This window comes from Micromonospora sp. NBC_01655, from assembly GCF_026339755.1.
Taxonomy (GTDB): Bacteria; Actinomycetota; Actinomycetes; order Mycobacteriales; family Micromonosporaceae; genus Micromonospora.
In genome coordinates this window covers 4,458,756-4,483,722 of record NZ_JAPEQF010000001.1, presented here as the reverse complement: position 1 = coordinate 4,483,722, position 24,967 = coordinate 4,458,756, and the positions used below count along the sequence as shown (strand labels likewise).

The following is a 24,967-nucleotide window of genomic DNA, read 5'->3' as shown; positions in this document are numbered from 1 at the left end:
GGCCCACGGCCGCGAGGCATGGGTGTGGGCGTCGGGCCGGCCGGAGGCCGGGTTCAACCGTCCGTCGAGGTCGGACGGACTCCGCCGCTGTTGGCCGACTTCTCCGGATGGAACTGGGCGGCCGACAGCACGCCGCGCGGGTCGGCCGACCGGGCGCGGAACAGCGCTCGGCGACCTGGGCGACCGGTGGCCGGACAGGTCGAACGAGTGGCCCCGGTCGCCGGGCTGTCCGCCCACGACGCGACCAGGCGTGCCCGGTCAGCGATCCGGGGCATCCTCCGCGAGGTACATCTCGAGCTGGATGTTGTCCGGGTCACGGAACGCGATCAGCGTGAAGCCCGTCGCCGGGGTGACCGTGATCCCGGAGTGCGCGACGCCGGCATCGGTCAGCCGGGAGGCCCACGTCTCCAACTCGGCCCGGGTCGGCACGGCGAACGCCAGGTGGTCGAGCCCCGTGCGACGTTCGTTGAACCCCGTGCCCGCATCCGCGTGCTTGTGCGTCGTCAACCCGATGACGACCCCGCTCGGGTGACGCATGAGCCGCCGGTCGAAGCTGTCGGTGTCCCAGGGAAACAGCAGCGAGAAGCCCAGGACATCGCCGTACCAGCGCACCGAGGCGTCGAGGTCGCACACGTTGAGCGCGATGTGGTGAATCCCTGAGAAGCCAGCTACCACCACGTCTCACACCTTTCGTAACCGTCGTGCCCGCCGAGCTGTAAGGGTGGATGGTACGGGGCGGGAGAGCGTTCCGGCCAGGCGGTCGCGGTGCCGAGGTCGCCGGTGAGACGGGCGGGGGCGGGCAGGGTCAGGACCGTCGGACGGCGGGTGCCGGAGCGCTGTCGCGGATGCGCTGGATCAGCACGACGCAGGCCAGCACCACCAGCGCCGCCCCGATCGAGGCGGGGGTGACAGTCTCGCCGAGCAGCAGCACCGACCAGACGAGGGTGAGCACCGGCTGGGCGAGCTGGATCTGGCCGACCTGCGCGATACCGCCCCGGGCCAGGCCCGCGTACCAGGCGAAGAAGCCCAGGAACATGGAGACCGCGGTGAGGTAGCCGAAGGCCAACCAGGCGGCGGGATCGGCGTGTGGGGGACGGGTCGCGGCGGACAGCACAGTGCTGGGCACGGTGACGGGCAGCGACAGCAGCAACGCCCAACAGATGGTGCGGGCACCGCCCAACTCGCGGGCGAGCGCGCCGCCCTCGGCGTACCCCAGGCCGCACAGCACGACCGCCGCGAGCAGGAACAGATCGGCGGCCGACAGCGCGCCGCGCGATCCGGCAGCTGGTGGCCCAGGGCCTGATCGAGGCGCGATCCGGCAGGGGCACCTTCGTGGCCGCCCGGCCGGACTAGCGGCGCGCACCCGACCTGTCGTGGCAGACCGTGGCGCTCGGCCCCCGCCCGGCGGGGGAGGAGGAGATGCAGGCGCTACTGGCGTTACCTCCTGCTGGAGCGATCGCGTTGTCCGGCGGCTACCTGGACGCGGATCTGCAGCCGGCCGCCGCGCTCGGCGCCGCGCTCACCCGGGCCGCCCGGCAGCCCGCCGCCTGGCAGCGTGGGCCCGTCGAGGGCCGCGAGGACCTGCGCGCCTGGTTCGCCCGCGAGTCCGGGGGCGGGCTGCGCGCCGAGGACATGGTGATCTGTCCCGGCGGGCAGGCCGCGCTGTCGTCCGCGCTGCGCGGGCTCACCGCGCCCGGGGACACCGTGCTCGTCGAGTCGCCGACCTACCTCGGCGCGCTGGCCGCAGCCCGAGCCGCGGGACTGCGGGTGGTGCCGGTGCCCGCCGACGCCGACGGCGTACTCCCCGACCAGCTTGCCGCGGCGTTCGCCCGTACCGGCGCGCGATTGTTCTACTGTCAGCCGCTGCACGCCAACCCGCACGGCGCGACCCTGGCGGGTCACCGCCGGGCCGAAGTCGTCGGGGTCGTCCGCCACTCCGGGGCGTTCCTGATCGAGGACGACTACGCCCGCGACCTCACCATCGACGGCGAGGCCCCGCCACCGCTGGCCGCCGACGACCCCGACGGGCATGTCGTCTACCTGCGTTCGCTGACCAAATCCGCCGCTCCCGGGCTGCGGGTCGCCGCGATCGGCGGCCGTGGCCCGGCCGGCGCCCGGCTGCGGGCGGCCCGACTGCTCGACGACTTCTTCGTGGCCGGCCCGCTGCAACAGGCCACGCTCGAGTTCGTCACCGCTCCCGCCTGGGCGCGTCACCGCCGTGCCCTGCGCACCGCGCTACGCACCCGGCGCGAGGCGTTGCTGACCGCGCTGCGCCGGCAGCTGCCGGAACTCGTCCCACCGGCGGTCCCGCGTGGCGGTCTGCACCTGTGGAGCCGCCTGCCCGACGGCACCGACGACGTCGCGCTGGCCGCCGCTGCGGCTGCGGAGGGTGTCATCGTCTTCCCCGGCCGTCCGTGGCACGCCGCCGAACCCCCGGCCCCGCATCTGCGCCTCACCTACGCCGCCGCCCCAGCCGAACTCATGGACGAGGCCGTCGACCGCCTCGGCCGCGCCCTCCGGCGGGGCGCGGCACGTTCCTAGCCGCTCGTCCCGGTGCTGGCTGTGGGGACAGCCACTCGACGGTTTCGTCACTGATCGTGATGGATCCCGGATCTCCTGGGCTGTCCCGCGTGGCGGGCCGGCGGCTCCGTTCTTGTCGTCCGGGTGGGCTAGCCTCCGGTATCTTTTCCCGTCGAGCGTTGGATGTCCACATGGGATGGTCAGAGGTGGCGGGTGGCTATCAGGTCACTCTCCGCGATGGCGAGGTCGTCGCCCGTAATGCCAAGGGCAGGGAACTGCGCTCCCTGCCGACATCGTTGCGGGACGACCCGGCCGTGGTCGGGCTTCGGCAACTCACCGAGTGGTTGGCCCGGCACGAGGCACAGTGCCGCACGGACATCGAGCGCTGGATGGTGCGCTCGCTGCCGGTGCCGGTCGCGGTCCTGACCGAGGTGTGGCCGGACGAGGCGTGGCGCAACGCCCTCACCGATCTCGTCGTCGCGGTGCTCGACGACGACGGCGGTTGGGACCCCGACGAGGTGGGCCTGCTCCGCGAGGCGGGCGACGGCCAGATCGGCCTGGTCGACCTGGACGGTGACACGGTCCGCCGGGCCGCCCGGCGGGTCGTCGTCCCGCACCCGGTCGCGCTCACCGACCTCGACGACCTGCGTGAGTTCGCCGCCGACCTCCAGGTTCGCCAGTCCGTCGACCAGCTCTTCCGGCAGACGTGGGTCCGTGGGGCGGACGTGGACCCGAAGGCGTTCCGGTTCAGCGAGTACTCCGGTGGCCGGTACGGCCAACTGAGCCACCTGACGGCCCGCGCGACGAAGCTCGGCTACCCGGTGCGCGGCGGCAACGCGGTGTGCCGGGTGTTCGAGAACGGCCGCACCGTCGAGGCCCGGTCGTGGGTCGGCGCCGACGACCCGTACTACGAGACCGAGACCGGCGACCTCGTCTTCACCGACCGGCACGGCACCGCCCTGCCGTTGGGGACGGTCGGCCCGGTGGCCTGGTCGGAAGGCACCCGGATGGCTGCCGCGCTGTACGCCGGACGGATCGTGGCACAGGAGCAGGAGGAGGAGCAGTGAGCGCGGACGCGATGGACCTGTTGGATGCGGGTGCCGTGCTGCCGGCCGGCACGGTGGTGGCCAAGGACGACACGGTCGACACCCTGACCGCCCGCCGGTACGCCCACCCGGTGCTCGCGGAGCGGACCGTGGTGCGGCTGGTCAGCGGCACGCTGGGCGAGGCCGAGGACCTCTCCATGGAGTTCCTGGGCTTCGCCCGCCCGGAGCGGGTGGCCCAGGTCGGGGTGGTCCGCCAACAGGCGCTCGGCTTCCCGGCGTGGGCGTTGGTCCACGATCCGGCCAACGGGCACCACGCCCTGGCCCTGGTCAAGGAGATCGAGCGGCTGGCGCGGACCGCCCGATCCCGGGTCGGCCCGGCGAAGGACGGCTTCAACGCCCTCGGGGAGCGGCTGGCCCGGTCGGTGCCGCACTTCCTGCCGACGTTCTACGAGGAGGCCGGGCGGGCGTTCCTCGCCGCCGACAGCGTGACGTACGCGGCGAGCATGTTCGGCAGGGCGCGCGAGGCCGAACGGGCCTACGCGCTGACCATCGACGAGGAGCGCCAGCACGCCGTGTTCCTGGAGTTCGCCCTGGCCGGCGCGTTGACCGCGAAGGCGCTCTCCAACCACGCCCGGGACCTGGCGACGCGGTGCGAGCCGTCGGCCGCGTACGACCGGTTCCTGCGGCTGTGTGTGGAGCGCACCCTGGGTGGTCTCCCGCCGTATGCGGCGATGCACACCGACCTGCGCCGGCTGGCCCGCAAGGCCGGGGTCGACCCGGTCGCCACCGACGAGCGGGTGCTCCGCGAACTGCTGGACGCTCCGGCGATCAGCCGGGCCCCGGAGGCGTTCTGGGTGGCCTACCGGGCACCGTTGGCCCGGCTCGCCGCCGCCGACCCGGCCCTGCGCGGCCGGCTACTCGGTCTCGTGCCCGAGCACTGCGGCGACGACGTCTGGCTGGGTGTGCTGGAGGACGCCGGAGCCACGGCGGCGCTGACCGAGCCGGCGGGAAGCGTCCCCGCCGGGGCCGACTCACCGGACGGCCCCGCCGGCTGGCTGCGCCGCTTCGACGAGCACCGCGAGAGACGCTCCTGGCGGACCCGCAACCGGCACCCGGGGCTGCTGGCGTTGGTCGAGCGGATGGCCGGTCGGCTGAAGTCCGACGGTGCGCCGGTCGCGCTCTGCCGTAAGCACGACGGCGTGGACCTCGACCTGCTCGACACCTGCCTGGCGCTGGGGGTGCCCGTCGCGGATCCGGCCCGCGCCGCCCGGTACTGGGTGGAGCAGTGGCTGTCGGATGAGACCGACGGTCGGCGTGACCTGGTGGCGACCGCCGCCGACCCGCGCTTCCTGCCGGCGCTGCGGGAGGGCGTGGAGAGCCAGCTACAACCCGGCTGGCGCGACGAGAACACCGACCCGACGGCGCGGGTGGGTAAGGTGATCGCGGTACCCGGGCTGCGGACGGCCCTCCAGAGCTGGCTGGACACCGTCGCCGACGCCGTCGCGCGGCAGGGGCTGCCGACGCTGGACAGCCAACTCGACCGGGTCGGCACCGTCGCCTGCCCGGCCGGGTTCGCCGTCAATCCCGAGGCGGTACGCCGGGTCGTCGACCACGACCTCGGCCCCGTGCTCGGCCGCACGCTGCGGGCCGGTCTGCTCGACGAGTACGGCTGGCCCGCCCTGGAGTCCGCCGCCGAACGCCTCGGCCTGACCGGCGAGCAGGACAAGGACCTCCAGGTCATCGGGCAGTGGCCGTACCTGCTGCTCCGCCGCGGTGACCTGGTGCTGGTGGTCGGGCGCGACGGGGTGGAGTACGAGCACCTGATGCGGATCCCGGCCGACGAGCGCCGCTACATGTGGCGGCTGGTGCTGCGCTACGTCGACGGCCAGTTGCTGGTCTGCTGGGACCGGGGCCCGGACCGGGCCGGCTACTGGAGTGGCGCGCCGGAGGACGTCTTCACGGTCGCCGACGACGCCTTCGCCATGAACGCCGCCCTGTCGCTGCCCCTGCCCGGTGGCGGGCGCACCTTCGGCCGGCGCCCGCTGCGGGTGGGTGACCGGGGCGAGCGGACCGCCGGCCGGATCATCAGCGACGGCAGCACCTACTGGGTGCGCTCCGGCGACCAGGCGCCGCGATGGCGCGAGTACGACCCCGCGACCGGCGAGCCCGGCCGGTTCTCCGTGCCGGCGTTCTTCGAGGACGGCGCCGTCGACGGCCAACCGTTGGACGCCGACCTGTCCTGGCTGCGCCCCACGGAGTCGTCCGAAAGCCCGCTGGGCCGGGCCGACGGGCTCGCCGGGTGGCGGGCCCGGCGGCGGCCCGACGGCGGCTGGGCCGGCGAGGCCGTGGACGGCCGGTCCTTCGCGTTGCCGGCCGGCACCGACCTCGACGGGAAGCTGGCGGGAGCGGTGCGGTTCCCGGGCGCAACCGCCACCTACGGTCTGTTGTCGGGTGGCCGGGGCCGCAACGGTGAGCTGCTGCTCTGCGCCGACGACGGCTTCCTGCTGGGGCGGTACGCGCTCGACGGCGAGGCCTCGACGTCCGTCACGGGCACCCGGCTGCTGCCACCGGTGGCGTTCTGGCACTTCCTGCGTCCCCGCGACGAGGCCGGTTCGGCGGCGCTGCGGGCCGTGACCGACGAGCAGGCCGGGGCGCTGCTGGCCGAGGCGGCCGGCCTGGACACCGCACAGGTGCGCGCCCTGGTCGGCCGGTACCTTCCGCAGCTCACCGCCCCGGCCCTCGTCGCCGGGGTCGCCGGCATCGTCGAGCAGGCCGCCGGGCAGGCGGCGAGGCTACGCACGTTGGCCGGCGTGCTGGCGGGCCGGGGGAGTCTCACGGAGCTGGCCGGGTCCGCCGGGGATCAGGGTTCCGCCGGTACCGAGGACGCGGCCTCGGACAAGCTGCTCGCCGCCGGACTGTCCGGGCTCATCCGGTACTGCTACTGCCGGGGGAACAGCGCGCGGCGGCTCATCGCGCGGGCGGGAGCCGCGCTCACCGGCGCCGTGCCGGTCCCGGTCGACGGGGTCGAGCTGGACGGTGACGTCGACTGGTTCTACGCGCTGGAGCTGCTGCCCGCCGCGATGTACCGGGCAGCGGCGCCGCTGACCACGCCCGACGTGCGCGACGCCCTGCTGACGCTGCTGGAGACCTGCGCCCGGTCCGGGCTCGTCGCCCCGGGCAGCCGGGTACGGCGGGCCACCCTGGTGGCCGACGGCACCGGCCAGCTCAGCCAGGACAAGGGTCAGGTGTTCGAGGCCGACGGGCGTCGGCTGCTGGTGCTCGATGTGGACACCGACGACCGCGAGGTCGACGTGCTCGAATGGGCACCCACCGGGCGGTTCGGGGCGGTGCCGGGCTTCCGGATCACCCGGGAGCGGATCCTCCTGGGCGGTGCGGTCACTCCGGAGCGGATCGGCGAGTTCGTCCGGCTCGTCCGGGAGAACGGCCCGGTGGCCTGGCGCGCGGACCGGGCGCGGGCGTTGTCCGAGGAGGCGGGCATGGGTCACGCCGAGGCGGTGCTGCTGCTGGCGGGCCTGCCCGAGGCCGCCTGGGAGAGGGCGGAAGCCGAGCCGGCCCGTACCACGCTGGGGTTGCCCGACCCGGTGGCCGCGTCGGTGGCGGCCAGGTACTGGGGCTCCGGCCGCCGTCGGGGCGGCGGTGGCCGCGTCGCCGAACTGCTGGGGCTGCTGTTGCCCGAGGACCCGGCGGCGCTCTGGGCCGACGGGCCACGATGTCACCTGATCGTCGAGGAGTGGACCCGGCTGCGCGGGCGGCGCCGCCCGGTGCCCGACGAGCTGATCGTCGCGGCGCACCGGGCCAATGTGGCCAGCCCGCTGGCGGCCTCGGAGGTGATCCACGGCGTAGCCAACCCGACGACCTGCCGCTGGCTGGCCGGCTCCGTGCCCAGGATCGACGACGACGACGTGCTGACGGCGTTGACCAAGACGCTGCCGTGGCTGGCGTACCACCTGCCCGCCACCGACCCGATCCGCTCGGCGCTGCCGGTCGCCGCCCGACTGGTCCGGCAGCGGCTGGCCGATCCCGATTTCGCCGTCCCGGTGGGCCACCTCGACGGGAAGAAGATCCCGGCGTTGGCCGCCGCGCTCGGCGTCCCGGCGGTGGCCAACCCCGCCGGGACCGAGATCGGCCCGGTGCTGATCCCGCCCGCCGACGTTTGGCACCGGGTCCTGCTGCGCCCGGCCGGGCTGCGGGGGGTGGACGATCCGGTGCTCGTGGTGCTGCAGGCCCGCCTCGACCAGGTCGACGAGTCGGTGTTCGCGGCGCTGCGGGCCCTGATCGGTGACCAGGTCACCGAGGTGGTGTCCTACGCCGTCCCGGACGCGGCCGAGGGGTTCGCGCAGGATCCGACCCGTTCCGCGCCGGACCTGGTCGCTGCGGTCGGCGCCAGGCTCGGCCTGGGTGCCGACGCCTCGGCGTTGTACCTGCAACTGCTCGCCCTGCCCGACCCCACCGACCGCAACGTCGCCCGGTGGACCGGCTGGAAGCCGGCGCGGCTCAAGGCGGCCCGGACGGAGCTGGCCGCGACCGCGCACGTCGTGGCGGCGAAGCGACCCCGAGCCGGGCGGTCGCTGTTCCTGCCCGGTGGCTGGTTGGCGCTGAAGGCGCCGCTGCTCCCGCTGGAGCGGTGGAAGCTGCCGCTGCTGATCGGGGACGAGGGCGGCGTCTCCGCCCTGGGCATCATCACCCCGGTCGCCCCCGCGCCCCGGCTGTTCGAACTCGCCTGGGCCCGGCTGCTCGCCGGTGACGCACCCCGCTTCGACGATCTTGTTACGGAAAGGCGCTGATGACCACGACCACCCCGGCGGTTCGGCAGGTGGATCCCGCCGAGCACGCCCACGCCACCGAGTTGGAGTTCCTCGCCGCGTACGACGACGGGCCCCGTCCCCCGGGCTGGCGGCTGACCCCGCGCGCGGTCGTCACGTTCATCGCCGGCAGCGCCGGCGGCGAGCTTGAGCTGCCGAAGGAGGCGCGCCGCGAGGGCCTGCCCCGCAAGCTGGTCATCGCCGCCAAGTTCGTCGGCGAACGGGCCCTGGTCGAGCGCTGTGTCGTCACCCTTGCCGGGGAACGGGGCCTGCTGCTCGTCGGCGAGCCGGGCACCGCGAAGTCGATGCTGTCGGAGTTGTTGTCCGCGGCGGTCTGCGGCACCAGCGAGCTGGTCGTGCAGGGCACCGCGGGCACCACCGAGGACCAGCTCCGCTACGGCTGGAACTACGCGCTGCTGCTCGCGCACGGCCCCAGCGCCGCCGCGCTGGTGCCGTCGCCGATCCTGTCGGCGATGCGTACCGGCGCGGTCGCCCGGGTGGAGGAGATCACCCGTTGCCTGCCGGAGGTCCAGGACGCCCTGGTGTCCATCCTGTCCGACCGCCGGATCGCCGTGCCCGAGCTGTCCGGTACCGCCGACGCCACCGTGCCCGCCGCGCCCGGTTTTACGCTGATCGCGACCGCCAACCTCCGGGACCGGGGCGTGTCGGAGATGTCCGCCGCGCTCAAGCGACGGTTCAACTTCGAGACCGTCGGCCCGATCCCCGACCTGGCGCAGGAGACCGCGCTGGTCCAGCGGCAGGCCCGGGCGGCGCTGGACCGGGTGCGGACCCCGTTCGCGGTCGACGACGCGGTGCTGGAGGCGCTCGTCACCGCGTTCCGGGATCTGCGCGCCGGGCGCTCGGTCGAGGGCTGGGAGGTGGAGCGGCCCTCGACGGTGATGAGCACCGCCGAGGCGGTGGCGGTCGCGACGTCGCTGGGGCTGGCAGCGGCGTACTTCCCCGGTGACCGGGACGTGTTGTCGCTGTTGCCGGGGCACCTGCTGGGCGTGGTCCGCAAGGACGACCCCGCCGACGGGGCCAAACTGCTCGGGTACTGGGACGGCGCGGTCCGGCGCCGGGCCGAGGACGGCGCACGGCTGTGGCGCCGGCTCTGGGAGCTGCGTGATGTCCTTGCCGACTGAGCCGCCGGACCTGACCGGGCCGCCAGCCGCCACCGGGCTGGTCGACCCGACCGGACTGGTCGATCCGGTGGTCGCGGTCACGGAGCTGGCCGGGCACCGCCGGCCGTACCTGATCGGGGTGCGGCACCACTCACCCGCGCTGGCGGTGGCACTCCCGCGACTGCTGGCCGAGTTCCGGCCCGAGGTGCTGCTCCTCGAACTCCCACCCGAGCTGGGCGAGTGGCTGCCGTGGCTCGCCGACCCGGCCACGATCGCACCGGTGGCACTGGCCGGGGTGGTCGGCGACAGCGGGGGACCCGCGTTCTACCCGTTCGCCGACTTCTCCCCCGAACTCGTCGCGGTGCGCTGGGCCGCCCGCAACGGGGTCCAGGTCGTACCCTGCGATCTGCCCCTGGCCGACGAGGCGTGGCGGCAGGGCGGGCCCGCACCGGGCGACGTCGCGGCGGCGGGCCGGTCGTTCGCCGACTCGCTGCGGGCGGCGGGCACCGGGCGCTGCGACGAGGACCTGTGGGACCGGTCCGTCGAGGCACGGGCGCCGGGCGCGAGTCCGGAGGCGGTCCGCCGCGCGGCGCTGGCGGTCGGCTGGGCGCTGCGCGTCGACGCCGAGCGGGGCGCCGGGGTGTCCGCACTCGACCTGCGCCGGGAGGCGCGGATGCGGCAGTGCCTGGCCGAGGCGGGCCAGCGGCGGGTCGCCGCCCTGGTCGGCGCCTTCCACGCCCCGGCGCTGCTGACCGGGGCGGGCGCACCGCCGCAGGACGGCCCGGCCACACCGCCGGTGGTGACCTCGCTGGTGCCGTACACGTTCGGGCTGCTGGACGCCCGGTCGGGCTACCCGGCCGGGATCCGCGATCCGCAGTGGCAGCAGTCGGTCCTCGCGGCCGACGGTGACCCCACCGCCGTCGAGTCGGCGGCGGTGTCATCCGTGGTGGCCGTGTGTGCGGCGGTCCGCCGGGCCGGTCACCCGGCGGGCCCCGCCGAGGCCCGGGAGACGGTCCGCCTCGCGGTCGACCTGGCCCGACTGCGGGGCCTGCCCGCACCGGCCCGGGGCGAGCTGGTCGAAGCGATGCAGAGCGTGCTGGCCCACGGCGAGGTGATGGGCCGGGGCCGGGTGGTGGCCGGGGCCATGGAACAGGTGCTCGTCGGCGATCGGCGCGGCGCGTTGGCCCCCGGCACCCCCCGCTGCGGGCTGGCACCGGCGGTGCGGAAACTGCTGGCCGGGCTGCGGCTGCCCGGCGCCGGCGACCCGGCCAAGGAGCTGCGGCTGGATCCACTCCGTTCCGATCTGGACCGGCGTCGGGAGATCACGCTGCGCCGGCTCGCGGTCTGCGGCGTCGCCTACGCCGAACCGGTCGCCAGCGAAGGGGTCGGCGGTGTCGACCCGGTCACCGCGCGCTGGCGGGTGGGCTGGTCGCCCCGGACCGAGGCGACGATCGAGGTGGCCGGCCTGCGTGGGGTGACCCTCGCCCAGGCCGCCGAGGGCGCCCTGGTGGAGCAGCGGCGGCGTGCGCAGGCCGACGGAGGTCCGACCGCGACCGCGGTGATCAGTGGTCTGGAGGCCGCCGCGCGCTGCGACCTGGCCGACCTGGCCGCGCGCCGACTCACCGAACTGTCGGTCACGGTACCGGCGGAGGGCACCCTCACGGAACTGATCATGGCGTTGGCGCTGCTCGACCGGCTGCGCCTCGGCCACCTGCCCGGTGGGTCAGGGTTGCCGGTGAGCGACCTGAGCGCGGTGGCCGAGGCGCTGGAGAGCGCGGCGATCCGGCAGGTCGACGGGCTGACCGGCTCCGAGGAGGTGACCGACGCCGAGGCGTTGGCCGCGCTCGCCCAGCGGGCCGACACCGCCGGGGCGGGGCTGCGCCTGGCCGACTGTCTCACCCGGCTCACCACCCAGGGCACGCCGATGATGGCCGCCGCCGCCGGGGCGGTGCGGGTCCTGTTGGGCCTGGGGAAGCCGGCCGCGTTCGGGCGGCGCATCGCGTCCTGGCTGGACACCGCGACCACGCCCACGGCGCGGCACCAGCTCCAGGGCCACCTGACGGGGCTGCTGGCCGTCGCCGAGCCGCTGCTGCGGGCCAACGACGATGTGCTGGGTGGGCTCCTCGACCGGGTCGAGACGCTGCCCGACGAGGAGTTCTTCACCCGGCTGCCGGCGCTGCGCGCGGGTTTCCACGTGATCAGCCCGGCCGGCCGGGACCGGCTGCTGGACGTGGTCCGGGAACGGCTCGGCGGCAGCGATCCGGCCACCGACATCTCCGTGGTCGACGATCCGGACACCCTGTTGGTCCGGCTGCTCGCCGACCGGGCGGGCCGGTCGGCGCTGGTCGCGCAGGGTTTTCTCGCCCCCGAGCCGAACGACCCGCCGGCCGACCCCGGCGCCCCGGGGCCGCCCACCCGCCGGGCCCCGGCCGGTGAACTCTCGACCGTCGACCGTTGGCGGCTCGTGCTCGGCCGGGACACCGCTCAGGTCCGGCCGGGCGTGCGCCGGTACGCCACCGCTCTCGACGAGCTGTACGGGGCTGGCCGGGGCGAGGGCGCCGGCGCCGAGGCGGCCGGACGTGCCGGCCGGGAGGCATCGTTTCCCGGCGTACGGCAGTGGACGGAGGAGCTGTCCGCCCTGTTCGGGCCCGGGGTCCGGGAGGAGGTGCTGGCCCGGGCCGTCGAGGCGGGCCGGCTGGACGTGCTCACCGAGCTGGATCCCGAGGCGGTGCGCCCCTCCGTCGAGCTGCTCCGGGACGTGCTCACCCTCGCCGGTGGGCTTCCGGAGTCCACCGTGGCGCGGCTGCGACCGCTGGTGGCCCGCATCGTCGAGGAGCTGACCAGGGAGTTGGCCGCCCGGCTGCGGCCGGCCCTGACCGGGCTGACCACGCCACGTCCCACCTACCGGCCGGGCGGGCCGCTGGACCTGCCCCGGACGCTGCGGGCCAACCTGGCCACGAGCCGCCGCGACGAGCGGGGCCGGATCACCCTGGTACCCGAGCGGCCGGTGTTCCGGACCCGGGCCCGGCGGGGGGTGGACTGGCGGCTGGTGCTCGTCGTGGACGTCTCCGGCTCGATGGAGTCGTCGGTGATCTGGTCGGCGCTCACCGCCGCCGTCCTGGCCGGTGTCCCGGCGCTCACCACGCACTTCGTGGCCTTCTCCACCGAGGTGGTGGATCTGTCCGAGCGGGTGGACGACCCGCTGGGCCTGCTGCTGGAGGTCAGCGTCGGTGGGGGTACGCACATCGCGGCCGGGCTGCGCTACGCCCGTTCGCTGGTCACCGTCCCGCAGCGGACCATGGTGGCCGTGATCAGCGATTTCGAGGAGGGATTTCCCATGGGTGGGCTGCTGGCCGAGACCCGGGCGTTGGTCGAGGCGGGCTGTACGGTGCTGGGCTGCGCCAGCCTGGACGACACCGGGCGGCCCCGGTACTCGGTCTCGGCAGCGGGGCAGCTGGTGGCGGCGGGGATGCCGATCGCGGCGTTGAGCCCGTTGGAACTGGCCCGGTGGGTCGGGGAGCAGGTGCGCCGGTGACCGGCCTGCCCGCGGTGACCGCGCCGGTGCTGGCCGAGGCGCTGGACGCGCTGCCCGGGCGGTTGCGCAAGAAGGTGGACGACGCGGTGGCCCGGGCCGGTGGCTGGCCGGTCACCGGCGGGGCCGGCGAGGTGACGGTCCAGGTCGACGACGCGACCACCGTGACGCTGGTGGCGACCGACGGAGTGGTGCGCGACGCCGCCGCCGCCCGGTGCAGTTGCCTGCTCGCGCCCAACTGCCTGCACCGGGTAGCGGTGCTCGCCCTGGCCCCGGTGGACGACTCGGCCCCGGTGGACGACTCGGCCCCGGTGGACCCGGCGCCGGAGACCGTCGGGCCGGCTGCCGTCGCGGTGCCCGGGCCGACCAGCGGTTCGGCGGCCGAGGCGCCGGTCGGGCCGCCGGTGGGCGGAGAACTGACCGAGCGTCAGCGGGCCGCCGCCGCCGGACTGTGGCAGGTGGCGGTGACCGTGCTCGCGGCGGGGATCGTCGGCTGCGGGGTCGTGCTGCGTACCGCCCTGCTCCGGGCCGTGCACGAGGCCAGGGCCAACGGCCTGCACCGCGTCGCCGCGACCGGCACCCGGGTCGCGGTGGGACTACGCGCAGCCCGGGCGGCCGAGCCGCAGTACCGGCTGACCGACCTGACCGACGACCTGCGCGAGCTGCTGGCCGTGTCGCGTCGCCTGCGCGGGACCGGGCTGCCAGCCGGGGAACTCGGGCACCTGCTGGGCACCGCCCGGCGGGCGTACGACCCGCAGGCCGGCCTGCGGCTGTACGGGCTCTGCGCCGTGCCCGTCGTGGCGGACTCCGGGTACGGCGGGGTGGTCACCTATCTGGTGGACCGGGACGGTCGGCTCTGGACGGTCGCCGACCTCGCCCCGGGTGATGTCGGGCGGGCCGCCGGTGCGGGTGACTCGGCGGTGGCGGTGGGCGAGTCGGGGCTCAGCCACCGGCAGCTGACCCGGGCTGGGCTGGTGGTGTCCGGCGGCACCGCGTCGGCGTCGGGGCAGTTGGGCACCGGACGATCGGTGCGCGCGGTACGGGCCGGCGGGGCCGGTTGGGCCGACGATCCGCTGGTCGGGTTGTGGGCGCAACCGCTGGCTGACCAGGTACGGCGGGCCTTCGCCGCGTCGGCGCTGCCGGTGCCGGAGCGGCCCGCCGGTGCCGACCTGCTCTTCCTGACCGTGCGCGTGCTGGGTACGCACGAGAACACCGTCCTGGCCGCCACCGGAGACGGTGGGGTCTTGACGTTGACCGTCGCCGACGAGCACGCCGAACTGGCCCACCGTCACAACCTGCGACTGCTGGGGCAGGCGGTGGGGGTGGAACTGCGCCTGGTGGGCCGGCTCGATCCGACCCGACGGGCGACGGTGCAGGCGCTCGCCGTCGCGCCGGTACCCGCCAGCGGGCCCGGGCTCGGCCTGCCGGAGAGCTGGGCGGGGCACGTCGACCTCGGCTACGACCGGCTGCACCACAGCCAGCTCAGGACGGCAGGTGAGCCGGCGTCGACGCCGGTCGGCGGTCAGCGCCCGGGCACCGGCGATCCGGCGCTGCGCCTGCTGCGCCGGCACCTGGAGCGGGTCGTCTCGGGCGGGCGGGCGGTCCAGGCACTGGCCGACTCCTCGCAGCGCGGACTGCGTCGGGCCCGCCTGGATCTCGGCGCGTACCTGCTCGGGGCAATGAGCGTCGCGGCGCGGGCCCGTCCACGGGACCCGTTCGGCCGGGTCACCGACGACGACGGGCAGGCGTTCGCGGAGTCCTGGCTGGCGTTGGCGGTCTACGAGGAGGCGGCGTCCCGTGCCCTCGCCGAGGCGTCCTGGCTGCCCTGACGGCCGGGTCGGTCGACGTCGCGCTTCGTCATCGTCGAACGTGGGACAGCGCCGGCTGACGACGGCCCGACCGCAACGGTTGACGTCCGGGACGGGGGAGGTGGCTCGCTCGGTCGGCGGGGCACTGCGCTCCTCGCCAGGTTCTCGCCGCCACCGACGTTCGGAGCTCCGGCCTGGGCCGGAGCTCCGAACCGACGCGGGCGGCACCGTCGCAGGGGGTCAGGCGGCGCCACCGTTGACGTACAGCACCTGGCCGTTGATCCAGCGGGCCGGGCCGGCGAGGAAGGCCACCACGTCGGCCGTTTCGGTCGGGTCGCCGAGCCGGTTCATCGGCGACATCGCCGCCATCCGGGCGATCATCTGTTCGTCCTTGCCCTCAAGGAAGAGCGCGGTGGCGGTGGCGCCGGGCGCGACCGCGTTCACGGTGATGTCGCGTCCCCGTAGCTCCCGGGCCAGGATCAGGGTGATCGAGTCCATCGCGGCCTTGCTCGCGGCGTAGGCGGCGTAGCCGGGCAGGGACAGCCGGGGCGTCGTGCTGGAGATGTTGATGATCGCGCCGCCGGGCCGGACCCGGCGGGCCGCCTGCTGGTCCACCACGAAGGTGCCGCGGACATTGGTGCGGTGCACCCGGTCCAGGTCGGCGAGGTCCAGCTCGGCCACGGGGGAGTGGACCGCGATCCCGGCCGAGTGCACGACGACGTCGATCCCGCCGTATGTTCGCTCGGTGGTGTCGAAGAGGTCGGCGACCGCGAACTCGTCAGCGACGTCGGCCTGCACTGCGACGGCGTTTCCGCCAGCGGCGATGACCTCGGCCACGGCCTGCTCCGCCTCGACCTTGCTGGTGGCGTAGTTCAGCGCGACCGCGTATCCGGCCGTCGCCAACCGTTTCACGATCTGTCGGCCGATGCCCCGAGAACCGCCGGTGACGATTGCGACGCGCTGCGAGACAGCCATGATTAGTTCTCCTTGATCCTTGAGGGACCGTCGCGGTGGAGCCGCTCCGGAGACCGGATTAGATCAAACGAAAGGCTTTTGATGGGCGCGGTCACCCTGCCTGCCACTTCGGTCGGGGAGCGGGGGCGGACGGCCGTTCGGTACCGAAGCGGGACAGGGTGGAACGGGAGGTGTACCGGCGACAGAGAGGGGTACGGGGTTCGTGCCCGCCGCCACCCGTGCGCTCGGGTTGTCCGCAGCTCGGGGGTGCACCGTGCCGCTGCCAGTGCCGAACGCATCGCCTGCCCGGCCCGTCCGGTCCGGTCACCGCGACGCGCCGTCGCGTCGACGGTCACCCGGTCGATGAGCCGGGTCCGCAACCTCCGCGTCCGGCCGGATCTGCTCTACGTGGCGAGCGGGTGGAGCACGCTGGTCACGGACGTGCGCGGCCGGATCACCGGTGCCGACCCACAGGGCTTCTTCGCCCGCAACACCCGCGTGCTCAGCGTCGAGCAGGTGGCGGTGAACGGCCGCGAGCCGGTGCCGTTCAGCACGGCGAACGTCCAGGGACATGCCCAACTCTCGTACGCCGAGATCAGCGACGGCGAGACCCTACCCTCCCGTGCCGCCTACCTGGTGACCGAACGTTTCGTCGGCGAAGGGCTGCGGATTCGGCACACCGTGGTCAGCTTCGCCCAGCAGTTGTTGACTCTCCGGTTGGGGATCCGCCTCGCCGCCGACTTCGCCGACACCGGCGAGGCCGAGCGGGGCCGCCGCGTGCAGTGCGGTGCCGTCGGTGCGAGCTGGGACGCCGGGGTGCAGGAACTGTGCCTGACCTACCTGCGCGACGACCTCGACCGCGCGGTCCTGATCCGGGTACGGGCCGATGCGCCCGTGCGGTACGCGGACGGCGCGCTGACGATCGGGTTCGCCTTGCCGCCGGGCGCAAGCAGCCGGGTGGACCTCACCGTCGAGCCGGTCTTCGACGGGGAGCGTCTGCCCGCGCCCCCGGCGAGCTTCACGGAGCCCGGCGACGCCGCGGCCGGCGCCCGGGCCCGGCTGACCCGCGAACTCACCCGGCTGGGCAGCACCAACTTCGACGTCGCGGCGGCCTGGCGGTGCGCCGTGGACGACCTGGCCCTGCTGCCGCTCGGTGAACCGTCCGGGCCCACGGCGCCGATGGCGGGACTGCCCATCTATCAGGAGATCTTCGGCCGCGACACGATGACCGCGTCGTGGCAGGCCCTGCTCGCCGGGCCGACCATGCTGGCCGACAGCCTCCGCCTGATCGCCCACCACCTCGGGCGGCGCATCGACGACTGGCGGGACGAGGAGCCCGGCAAGCCGCTGCACGAGGCCCGCCGGGGCCCGGTGTCCGTGCTCGGCCTCGACCCGTACACCAGCTACTACGGCGACTGGTCGACCGCGCCGGACTTCCTGGTTTTCCTGGGCCAGTACTTCGCCTGGACCGGAGACCTGGACATCCTGCGGGAACTGCTGCCGACGGCGCGCCGCGCCCTGGACTGGATCGACCGGTACGGCGATCTCGACGGGGACGGCTTCCTCGAGTACCGCTGCCGCTCCCGGACGGGCCTGAAGAACCAGGGGTGGAAGGACTCGGACTCGGCCATCGTCGACGAGCACGGGACGATCGTGCCGAACCCGATCGCGACCAGCGAGTTGCAGGCGTACTGGTACGCCGCGCTGCGGCACGCCGCCGTGGTGCTCACCGCGACCGGCCACCCCGCCGCGGGTGCGGTCCTCGTTGCCCGGGCCCACCGGTTGCGCCGCCGTTTCCACCGGGCCTATTGGCTTCCCGACCTCGGCTGTTACGCGATGGCGCTCGGGCCGGACAAGCGGCCGGTCCGGTCGGTCAACTCCAACGACGGCCACCTGCTCACCACCGGGATCGTGCCGCCCCGCGTCGCCCCCGCGGTGGCCCGCCGGCTGCTCGCGCCGGACATGTTCAGCGGCTGGGGTGTGCGTACCCTCTCCGCCGCGCATCCGGCATACAACCCCTTCAGCTACCACCGGGGCAGCGTCTGGCCGGTGGAGGCGGGCACGATCGGGCTCGGCCTGGCCCGGTACGGCTGCTGGGAGCACCTGCACCGGGTGGCCGAGGGGATGTTCGCCGCGGCGGCGATCTTCGAGGAGCACCGCCTGCCCGAGGTGCTGAGCGGTCTGCCGCGCGACGAACAGCACCCGCACCCCGGCGTCTACCCGAACTCCTGTTCCCCGCAAGCCTGGTCGGCCAGCTCGATCGTCGCGTTGGTCCAGGCGCTGCTCGCGCTGCGTCCGGCGGCACCGCTGCGGACGATCTTCGTGGATCCGCACCTGCCCGAGTGGTTGCCGGACCTCAGGCTGGAGGGCGTGCAGGTCGGTGGCGCGACCGTCGACCTGGTCGTCCGGCGCCGGCGCGGCGGCCGGACCACGGTCCGCGCCCGAGGCGACCGGATCGCGGTTGTCCGCCGCCCCACGGTGCAGGCCAGGTCCACCCGCCGCCACCAGTCCTGACCGGCGGTCAGCCATCCCGCGTCCGGCCGGCTTCTCTCCAAGGGACGTGTGACAACGCCGAAACGGGGAATCCGCCGAATCGCCTGGGGGGAGACAGGGAGACGTGTCATGGAGAGCCGAGCCAAGGCGATGGGCCATGGGGTCCACCCGATCCTGATCGTGTTTCCGCTCGGACTGTTCGCCACCTCGGTGATCTTCGACATCCTGTACCTGATCACCGACCGGCCGGGCTTTCAGATCTCCGCGGCGTACACGATGGGGGTCGGCATCATCGGCGGCCTCGTCGCCGCGGTGTTCGGTCTGATCGACTGGCTGGCCATCCCCGTCGGCACGCGCGCCAAGCGGGTCGGCGCGGTGCACGGTATCGGCAACGTCGTGGTCGTGCTGCTGTTCGCCGCGAGCTGGTTGCTGCGGCTCTCCGCGGACAACTGGGACCCGAGCGCCCTTGCCCTGACCTGTAGCTTCGTGGGCGTAGTCCTGGTCGGGCTGACCGGGTGGCTCGGCGGCGAACTGGTCGAGCGGCTCGGGATCAGCGTCAGCGAGAACGCGGGTGTCGACGCGCCGAGTTCGCTGTCGCGCCGGTCCGCCGGTCGGCCCCGCGGCGTCTGACCGACCTGCCGCTGCGGGCGCGGCGCGAGCCGCGGGTGGCCGGCCGGGTCCCCGGGCGTGAGCCGGACAGCAGCGGAGTCACGGCCTGGGCAGGAGGAGGTCCGCGATGTCGGCGCACGGTTGCTGTCAGGTGACCGGGCTTCCACCGGCCTGAGCGCGCGGGCCGGCCCGCGTCCTGTGCGGACGTTGTCCACGCTCTCCCGGTATCGACCGACGAGCCGCACCCGCTGTTTGCGCAAGCAGGCTGAGTAGGGGGCGTGCGGATCGCCGGCCCGGGTTTAGGCTGCCGGGTGTCGAATGCCGAACCCATCGACTGATGAGGATTCCCATGGTTGACGCTGGGCAGTCGCCCGCCGCCGCAGACGGGCCCGTGCCGCCGCGACGTCCTGACCGGACAGCCGTCGTGGGCGTCGGGCTGGCGCTCACGGCGCCGGCACTGATCGCCCTGATCTGGTCGTACCTGCTGCCCACCGTGACCACCCTGCGCCGCAGTTTCAGCGCCGGGCCGAGGGTGCGCGACCTGGGTCGTGGCGGTGACCTGGGGCTGGGCGAGAGCGTCGGCTTGGACAACTACCGCGCGCTGTACGAGGCCGGTTTCGTCGAGTCGGTCACGTTCGTGGTGCTGCTCGCGGTGGTGCCACTGCTCCTCGCGGTGCTGATCGCCCCGCTGCTGGCGGTGCTGGCCGACCGGGCGGGCCGGGTTGCCCGGCTGGCCACCCGGGGTGTTCTCGCGTTGCCGCTGGCCGGGCACGCGCCGGCGGCGGTGTATCTCGGCTGGCGGCTGCACCGCGTGGACGGCGGAGCCCAGTCCCGGGGCGCTGTGATCATGATGGTGGCGGTCACCAGCTTCGGTCTGGTCGTCGCGGTGGCGGCCACCGCGTACCTGGCGGCGCTGCGCAACCGGTCCTCCGGCCGCAGCCCGTTGCCCGCGCTGCTCACCGTGGGAGGTCTGCTCGCCCTGGGCGTGATCGCGGTGGCGTTGCAGAGCTACACCGTGGGCGCACTGACCCCGGTGCAGGGGCGTGGCGCACCACTGGTTGGCGTGTTCCAGTCGAGTTTCGGGCAGCTGCGGTTCGGGGTGGGCGCCGCCGGATCGGTGCTGCTGCTCGCTGTCCTGGGGGTGCTGGGGCTGGTGGCGGTCGGGTTGCTGCTGGCCACCCGGGCACGCATCGAGGTCGAGGGGCGGCGGCCAACCGCCCCGACCGGGGGCGATCCGCTGGCCACCGGGTTGGTCGTGGTGGCGCTGGTCGTCTTCGTCGCGGTCGTCGGCTGGGCGCTGGCGCCCTGGTTGCGGCACGGCTTCGAAGGGGTGCCCGAGGCGCGCGGCGGCGTCAGCCTCGCCACCGTACTGGCCAACACCTGGCTGCCGACGCTGATCGGTGCCACCGTGTCGGTCGGGCTGGCCGCAGTGGCGGGTTTCGGCATCGGGGCGTTGCGTCCGCTGGGTCGCTGGAGTGAGCTGTTGCTGCTGCCGTTCGCGCCGTGGCTGTTCGTCGGCACCGGCCCGCTGGCCATCGAAGGCTTCTTCCGGGCCCGTGAGCTGGGCCAGGTGAACACCTTCCTCGGCCTGATCCCGCCCGGCTGGGTGTCGATCCCCGCGCTGGTGGCGTTCACCCTGCTGTTCCGGGGCCAGCAGGCGCGCGGGCAGCACAGCGGGGGCACGGCGGTTCGTACCCTGGTGTTGCCGGCGCTGCCGATGCTGGTGCTGATCGGGCTGCTGACCTGGTTGATCCAGGCGCAACAGTTGCTCTGGCCGTCGATCGTCAGCGGCGATCCGGAGAACTTCACCGCTCCCCTGGCAGCGCAGTTCCGGGCCAACCGGTTCGGTCCCAGAGCTGACGGTGCCGGCCTCGGTTCGGTGCTGCCGGTCCTGATCCTGCTGCTCTTCCTGGTCGCCTTCGTCGTGTTGCAGACCCGCTACCTGGATCGCCTTGCCTTCCGGGTCGGCCGCGACGACGCCGTGGCACCGGTCGGCCCGACCGGCGTGCCGACACCGCGCGGACCGGTGGCGGGTGGACCGGCGCAGGCAGGGCTGGCGGTTCCGGGCGCATCGCGTCGAGATCAGCACCGAGACATCCAAGAGTCGTAGCCGGGTTTCCGGACCCCGGCAGACACGGCGATGCCCCCGGCCAGTTCCGGTCGGGGGCATCGCCGAGTGCTTCCGGCACTGGGGCGGAGTGTTTCGTGCCGAGGCCCGGCGAGCTACGAGAACAGGGGCATGCTCTGCCGGACGGTACGCTTGCGCCACCGGCCCTCTGCGGCCTTGACCAGGAAGGTCAACGGGACGGTGAGCATCAGATAGGTGACGGCCAGCGCGACGACCACGGGCAGCACGTCGTACGTGCGGTCCATCACCGAGCGGCCGGTGTGCAGCAGCTCCGGCAGGCCCACCGCGGCGGCGATCGCGGTCAGCTTGGTCAGCGCGACGGAGCAGCGCGGGCGGACGTCAACGACTTCATCGACAAGATCATCGGCAGGCTGCTCGCGTACGACCGCGAGCACCGGACCCAGCTCCTCGACACCGCCGAACGGTTCGTGTCGTGCGGCGGGAAGTACCAGGAGACATCCGTCAAGCTGCACGTGCACGTCAGCACGCTGCGCTATCGGCTGGAGCGGATCACCGAGCTGATCGGGCGCGACCTGAACGACGAGGAGGCGCGGTTCGAGATCATTCTCGCGACGCGCCTGTACCGGCTGCGGTCGGCCGCGCTCCGTGCCCGGGCCAACGACCGGCCCACCGCCTGACTCGCGGGCCCTGCGCTCCAGGGCCGTCACCCCGCACGGCCTCGGCGGGTGGCGGGCCCCGGGTCAGGCCGCCGAGGCGGTCAGGTCGACCGTCTCGTCCTGGTTGCGGCTCTCGCCTCTGGCGCCTCTGTCGGTTTCCTTGACGAGGAAGTGCGGCCGGCGCTTGGTCTCGTAGTAGATCCGTCCGATGTATTCGCCGATCACACCGAGGATCATCATCTGGATCCCGCTCATCCCGACGACCGCGGTGATGATCGTCGTATAGCCGGGCATGTCGATGCCCTCGATGATGGAGTGCGCGATCACCCAGGCCGCGTACCCGGTGGCGAGCAGCGTCTGTAGCAGGCCGGCGTAGATGGCGAGCCGCAGCGGCTTGTTGTTGAAGGACAGCACGCCGTCGATGGCGTAGTTGACCAGCTTGCCGAAGCTCCACTTACTGGCGCCGGCCTGCCGTGTCTCGTTGGGGAAGGGCAGCACGAAGGTGTTGAAGCCGATCCAGGAGAAGATGCCCTTGGAGAACCGGTTGTACTCGGGCAGTGCGAGGATCGCGTCCACGGCGGGTCGGGAGAGCAGCCGGAAGTCACCGGCGCCGTCGTGGAGGCGGACGTCGATCAGGCGGTTCACCGTGCGGTAGAACAGGCGGGTGGCGTACCTGCGGGTCATGTGCTCGCCGCGCCGGTCCCGGCAGGCGATCACCTGGTCGTATCCCTGCTGGTACAGGGCGATCATCCGGGGGAGGAGGTGCGGGGGGTGTTGCAGGTCGGCGTCGAGAACGACGACCGCGTCGCCGGTGGCGCGGCGTAGCCCGGCGAGCATGGCGGCTTCCTTGCCGAAGTTGCGGCTGAACGACGTGTAGCGGACCGCGGAGTCGGCGGCGGCGAGACGGCGCATCACGGTCAGGGTGCCGTCGGTGCTGCCGTCGTCGACGAGGACGACCTCGAGATCGTCGGTGAGTCCCGTTGTCGCGGCGGTCAGCGCCTCGTGGAGCGGTTCCAGGGACGATTCCTCGTTGAAGCAGGGCACCACGATCGACAACCGCATGCGTCCTCCGATCTACTGCTTCATCCGCGTGGCGGTCCGGTGGTGTGGGCGGCCGGTTGTCATCCGGTCGAGGGGTCGAGGTGGTAGACCAACGCTCCGTCGACCTCGTCGCGGGTGATGCCCAGTCCGTCCACCGGTCGGTTGGGGACGCCGTCCCAGGCGGTCCCGGCGAGGCGGTCGGGCAGGACCACGACGGACCGGATGCCGACCTGCCGCAGGTACGCGACGCTGGCCGGGTCGGGGAACGCCGCGGTGATCTCCCGGGTCCGCTGCTGGCTCGTGGGCACGAAGCCGGCGAGGCCGTTGGCGACCTGCGGGAAGCCGTCGGTGGACCACAGCATGATGTTCAGCTCCAGCAGGCCGTCGCTGGGCAGGACCAGCAGCGGCGCGGAGGCCGACCGCAGCGCGGTCGGCGCTCTGGGCACCTCGGGATGGGGGGTGCGGTTGACGCCCTCGACGAGCACGAGGGCCAGGGGCAACACCAGGGCCACCCGTGCGACGCGCCACCCGGGCCGGACGGTCGGTGCCACCTTCGGGTTGTCGGCGCTCTCGTCTGGCGTTCCCCGAGCCGCCCGGGCCATGTCGTCGCCGATCGCGGTGATCGCCCCGGCGGCGAGAATGGCCAGCAGGAGGCTCGTCCAGATCATCATGCGCCCCGGGGTGCGAAGCGCGTCCCAGCCGGGGAGCAGTCTCGACAGGGTCAGGTACCCCGGATCCCCGTCGGCGCCCAGGTTGCTGCCCAGTCCGAGTGCGCCGCTGACCAGCACGCCAAGGCCGAGCAGGACCCGATGGCGGAGCCGGAAGCTGGAGTAGGCCAGGCCCAGGGCGGCGAGGACGATCAGCGTCACCCCGGGCAACAGGGCCATCTCCGGCGCCCAGGACAACTGGGCCCGGGCGTAGGTGTGCCGGGTTCCCCAGAGCCAGGAGTCCGCGGGCGCGACGACGTATCCCCGCAGCGGTGGCGAGAGCCACCTGGTCCAGGCGAGATCCCGCTCGGCCTGCGGGTTCTGGTCGACGACGCGCAGGTAGACCGAACCGATCGACACACACGTCGCGGCGAGGACCGCGCCGCCGCCGAGATCGGCCAGCAGCAGCCGGCGGCCGAACAGGTACCGGCCGCGCCTCAGCCGGACCCAGCCGACGGCGGCGGCGACCACCACGCACCCGGCGAGCAGGAAGTAGACCAGCGGCAGGCCGATGCCGAAGCCGAGGCTGACCTGCCAGGCGGCGACCAACCAGCCGGCCAACGCCCAGCCCGGGCGGTGCCGCTGCGGCTGGTGCCCGTCCCGCAACGACCAGCCATGTCCCCGGGCCAGCATGGCCAGGCACAACGCGATGCCCCCGATGGAGAGGATGTTCAGGTGCCCGCTGTGGGCCAGCCGCCACGGGGCGTACGCCCACGCGACAGCCGCCACGGCAGCCGCGATCCGGCGGGCGCCCACCTGCCGGACCAGCGCGTACGCTCCGACGAAGGCGAGGGCGTGCGACAGGACGTAGAGGATGTTGTACCGGAGCACCGCCTCCTGCGGGTCGGAGACGAACAGCCCCGCCGGGGCGTAGCCGAGCAACGTGTCGCTGTAGGCGTACGTGTACCGCTCCGGAAAGAAGGTGTTGGAGTGCCACAGCGCCAGGGGATCGGTGAGCAGCGCGTGCCCGGACCAGGCGACCTGCCACGCCTGTAGGGTCGGGTCGCCCAGGTCGCCGGGGATCGTGGTCCACGGGTGGCGCAGCGTGGGCCAGGTGAGGACCACCGCCAGTAGCAGCCCGGCGAGCACCGCCAGGGTCCACTCGTGGCGCAACCACCACCACGCGGTCCGATCAGCGGCCGGGGGCGGCTCGCCCCCGCTGCCGCCGGGCCGCCCGCCGCGGTCCGCGTCCAGCAGGTTCGCCAGTCGTTTCGTCACCCTGGCGGAGCGGCCCGGCCCGGAAGCTCGGCCGGCTTCGGACGCACCCGTCTGTTCGGGCTGCGGCACGGCGGGCCGGACCAGCCGCCCGCTGACCGCCGGGGCGTGGACCTCGGGGCCGCCAGGTGATCGCGTCGCGGTTCCGTGACCGCGCGGGTGCGCGGGTGACCCGTGCTCTCCCGCCGTCGGGTCATCCGCCATGGCGCACCTCCAGCGGCCAGCCGGTGTGCGGGCCACCGAGGACGGTCACGGCTGTCTTCGCGCCGGAGCCCGAGCACCGGTGGGTCCACCCGGCGGTCGACCCGGTCGCCGCTGGCCACGGCCCGCGCACCGGGGACCGCGAGCACCGC

The 24,967-nt window shown here is 74.0% G+C and carries 17 protein-coding genes; 11 read left to right on the top strand and 6 right to left on the bottom strand.

The window, feature by feature from the left end:
* Positions 1–258: 258 nt before the first annotated feature.
* Both OOK41_RS20435 and OOK41_RS20430 read right to left on the bottom strand, forming a co-directional pair.
* Positions 259–678 (bottom strand): VOC family protein, encoded by a 420-nt coding sequence (locus tag OOK41_RS20435; RefSeq protein ID WP_117667338.1) that lies wholly within the window; start codon positions 676–678, stop codon positions 259–261.
* 127 nt (positions 679–805) lie between these two features.
* Positions 806–1,243, bottom strand: a complete 438-nt coding sequence (locus OOK41_RS20430) for a DMT family transporter (RefSeq protein ID WP_353962219.1) — start codon at positions 1,241–1,243, stop codon at positions 806–808.
* A 44-nt stretch (positions 1,244–1,287) separates the two neighbouring features.
* Between OOK41_RS20430 and OOK41_RS32105 the strand changes: the two genes are divergently transcribed.
* From OOK41_RS32105 to OOK41_RS20400, 7 genes are all read left to right on the top strand, one after another.
* Positions 1,288–1,353, top strand: coding sequence for a hypothetical protein (locus OOK41_RS32105; protein ID WP_353962218.1), 66 nt, complete (start codon positions 1,288–1,290; stop codon positions 1,351–1,353).
* 66 nt (positions 1,354–1,419) lie between these two features.
* The gene (locus OOK41_RS20425; RefSeq protein WP_266266340.1) at positions 1,420–2,541 is read left to right on the top strand and encodes a PLP-dependent aminotransferase family protein; all 1,122 of its coding nucleotides are present in this window, start codon (positions 1,420–1,422) and stop codon (positions 2,539–2,541) included.
* A gap of 170 nt (positions 2,542–2,711) precedes the next feature.
* Positions 2,712–3,587 (top strand): DUF4132 domain-containing protein, encoded by an 876-nt coding sequence (locus OOK41_RS20420; protein ID WP_117667332.1) that lies wholly within the window; start codon positions 2,712–2,714, stop codon positions 3,585–3,587.
* Entirely contained in the window at positions 3,584–8,371 is a 4,788-nt protein-coding gene (locus tag OOK41_RS20415) for a hypothetical protein (protein WP_266266339.1), read from the top strand. Before OOK41_RS20420 ends, OOK41_RS20415 begins: the two co-directional genes overlap by 4 nt.
* Positions 8,371–9,531, top strand: coding sequence for an AAA family ATPase (locus tag OOK41_RS20410; protein WP_117667328.1), 1,161 nt, complete (start codon positions 8,371–8,373; stop codon positions 9,529–9,531). The genes OOK41_RS20415 and OOK41_RS20410 overlap by 1 nt, the downstream gene beginning before the upstream one ends.
* Positions 9,515–13,045 carry a DUF5682 family protein gene (locus tag OOK41_RS20405; RefSeq protein ID WP_266266338.1) on the top strand — a complete coding sequence of 1,177 codons (3,531 nt, stop codon included), beginning with the start codon at positions 9,515–9,517 and terminating at the stop codon, positions 13,043–13,045. The genes OOK41_RS20410 and OOK41_RS20405 overlap by 17 nt, the downstream gene beginning before the upstream one ends.
* Positions 13,042–14,871 carry a hypothetical protein gene (locus OOK41_RS20400; RefSeq protein WP_266266337.1) on the top strand — a complete coding sequence of 610 codons (1,830 nt, stop codon included), beginning with the start codon at positions 13,042–13,044 and terminating at the stop codon, positions 14,869–14,871. The genes OOK41_RS20405 and OOK41_RS20400 overlap by 4 nt, the downstream gene beginning before the upstream one ends.
* A 219-nt stretch (positions 14,872–15,090) precedes the next feature.
* Here OOK41_RS20400 and OOK41_RS20395 read toward each other — a convergent pair whose 3' ends face one another.
* Entirely contained in the window at positions 15,091–15,825 is a 735-nt protein-coding gene (locus tag OOK41_RS20395) for an SDR family oxidoreductase (RefSeq protein WP_117667324.1), read from the bottom strand.
* Between the two features lie 342 nt (positions 15,826–16,167).
* On the opposite strand from OOK41_RS20395, the gene OOK41_RS20390 reads away from it, so the two are divergent.
* The 3 genes from OOK41_RS20390 to OOK41_RS20380 all read left to right on the top strand — a co-directional run bounded on the left by OOK41_RS20390 (position 16,168) and on the right by OOK41_RS20380 (position 21,016).
* Positions 16,168–18,318, top strand: a complete 2,151-nt coding sequence (locus OOK41_RS20390) for a glycogen debranching N-terminal domain-containing protein (RefSeq protein ID WP_266266336.1) — start codon at positions 16,168–16,170, stop codon at positions 18,316–18,318.
* 108 nt (positions 18,319–18,426) lie between these two features.
* Positions 18,427–18,927, top strand: a complete 501-nt coding sequence (locus OOK41_RS20385; RefSeq protein ID WP_266266335.1) for a DUF2231 domain-containing protein — start codon at positions 18,427–18,429, stop codon at positions 18,925–18,927.
* Between the two features lie 403 nt (positions 18,928–19,330).
* Positions 19,331–21,016, top strand: coding sequence for a sugar ABC transporter permease (locus OOK41_RS20380; RefSeq protein ID WP_266266334.1), 1,686 nt, complete (start codon positions 19,331–19,333; stop codon positions 21,014–21,016).
* Between the two features lie 113 nt (positions 21,017–21,129).
* Here the strand turns inward: OOK41_RS20380 and OOK41_RS20375 are convergent, their stop codons facing one another.
* Complete coding sequence (locus OOK41_RS20375) at positions 21,130–21,318, bottom strand: hypothetical protein (protein ID WP_266266333.1); 189 nt, start codon at positions 21,316–21,318, stop codon at positions 21,130–21,132.
* Between OOK41_RS20375 and OOK41_RS20370 the strand changes: the two genes are divergently transcribed.
* The gene (locus OOK41_RS20370) at positions 21,295–21,672 is read left to right on the top strand and encodes a CdaR family transcriptional regulator (RefSeq protein WP_165878054.1); all 378 of its coding nucleotides are present in this window, start codon (positions 21,295–21,297) and stop codon (positions 21,670–21,672) included. The genes OOK41_RS20375 and OOK41_RS20370 overlap by 24 nt on opposite strands.
* Before the next feature lie 63 nt (positions 21,673–21,735).
* Here the strand turns inward: OOK41_RS20370 and OOK41_RS20365 are convergent, their stop codons facing one another.
* Together OOK41_RS20365 and OOK41_RS20360 are read right to left on the bottom strand one after the other, a co-directional pair.
* Positions 21,736–22,713 carry a glycosyltransferase family 2 protein gene (locus tag OOK41_RS20365; RefSeq protein ID WP_117667313.1) on the bottom strand — a complete coding sequence of 326 codons (978 nt, stop codon included), beginning with the start codon at positions 22,711–22,713 and terminating at the stop codon, positions 21,736–21,738.
* 59 nt (positions 22,714–22,772) lie between these two features.
* Positions 22,773–24,617 (bottom strand): hypothetical protein, encoded by a 1,845-nt coding sequence (locus tag OOK41_RS20360; RefSeq protein ID WP_266266332.1) that lies wholly within the window; start codon positions 24,615–24,617, stop codon positions 22,773–22,775.
* Positions 24,618–24,967 lie beyond the last annotated feature (350 nt).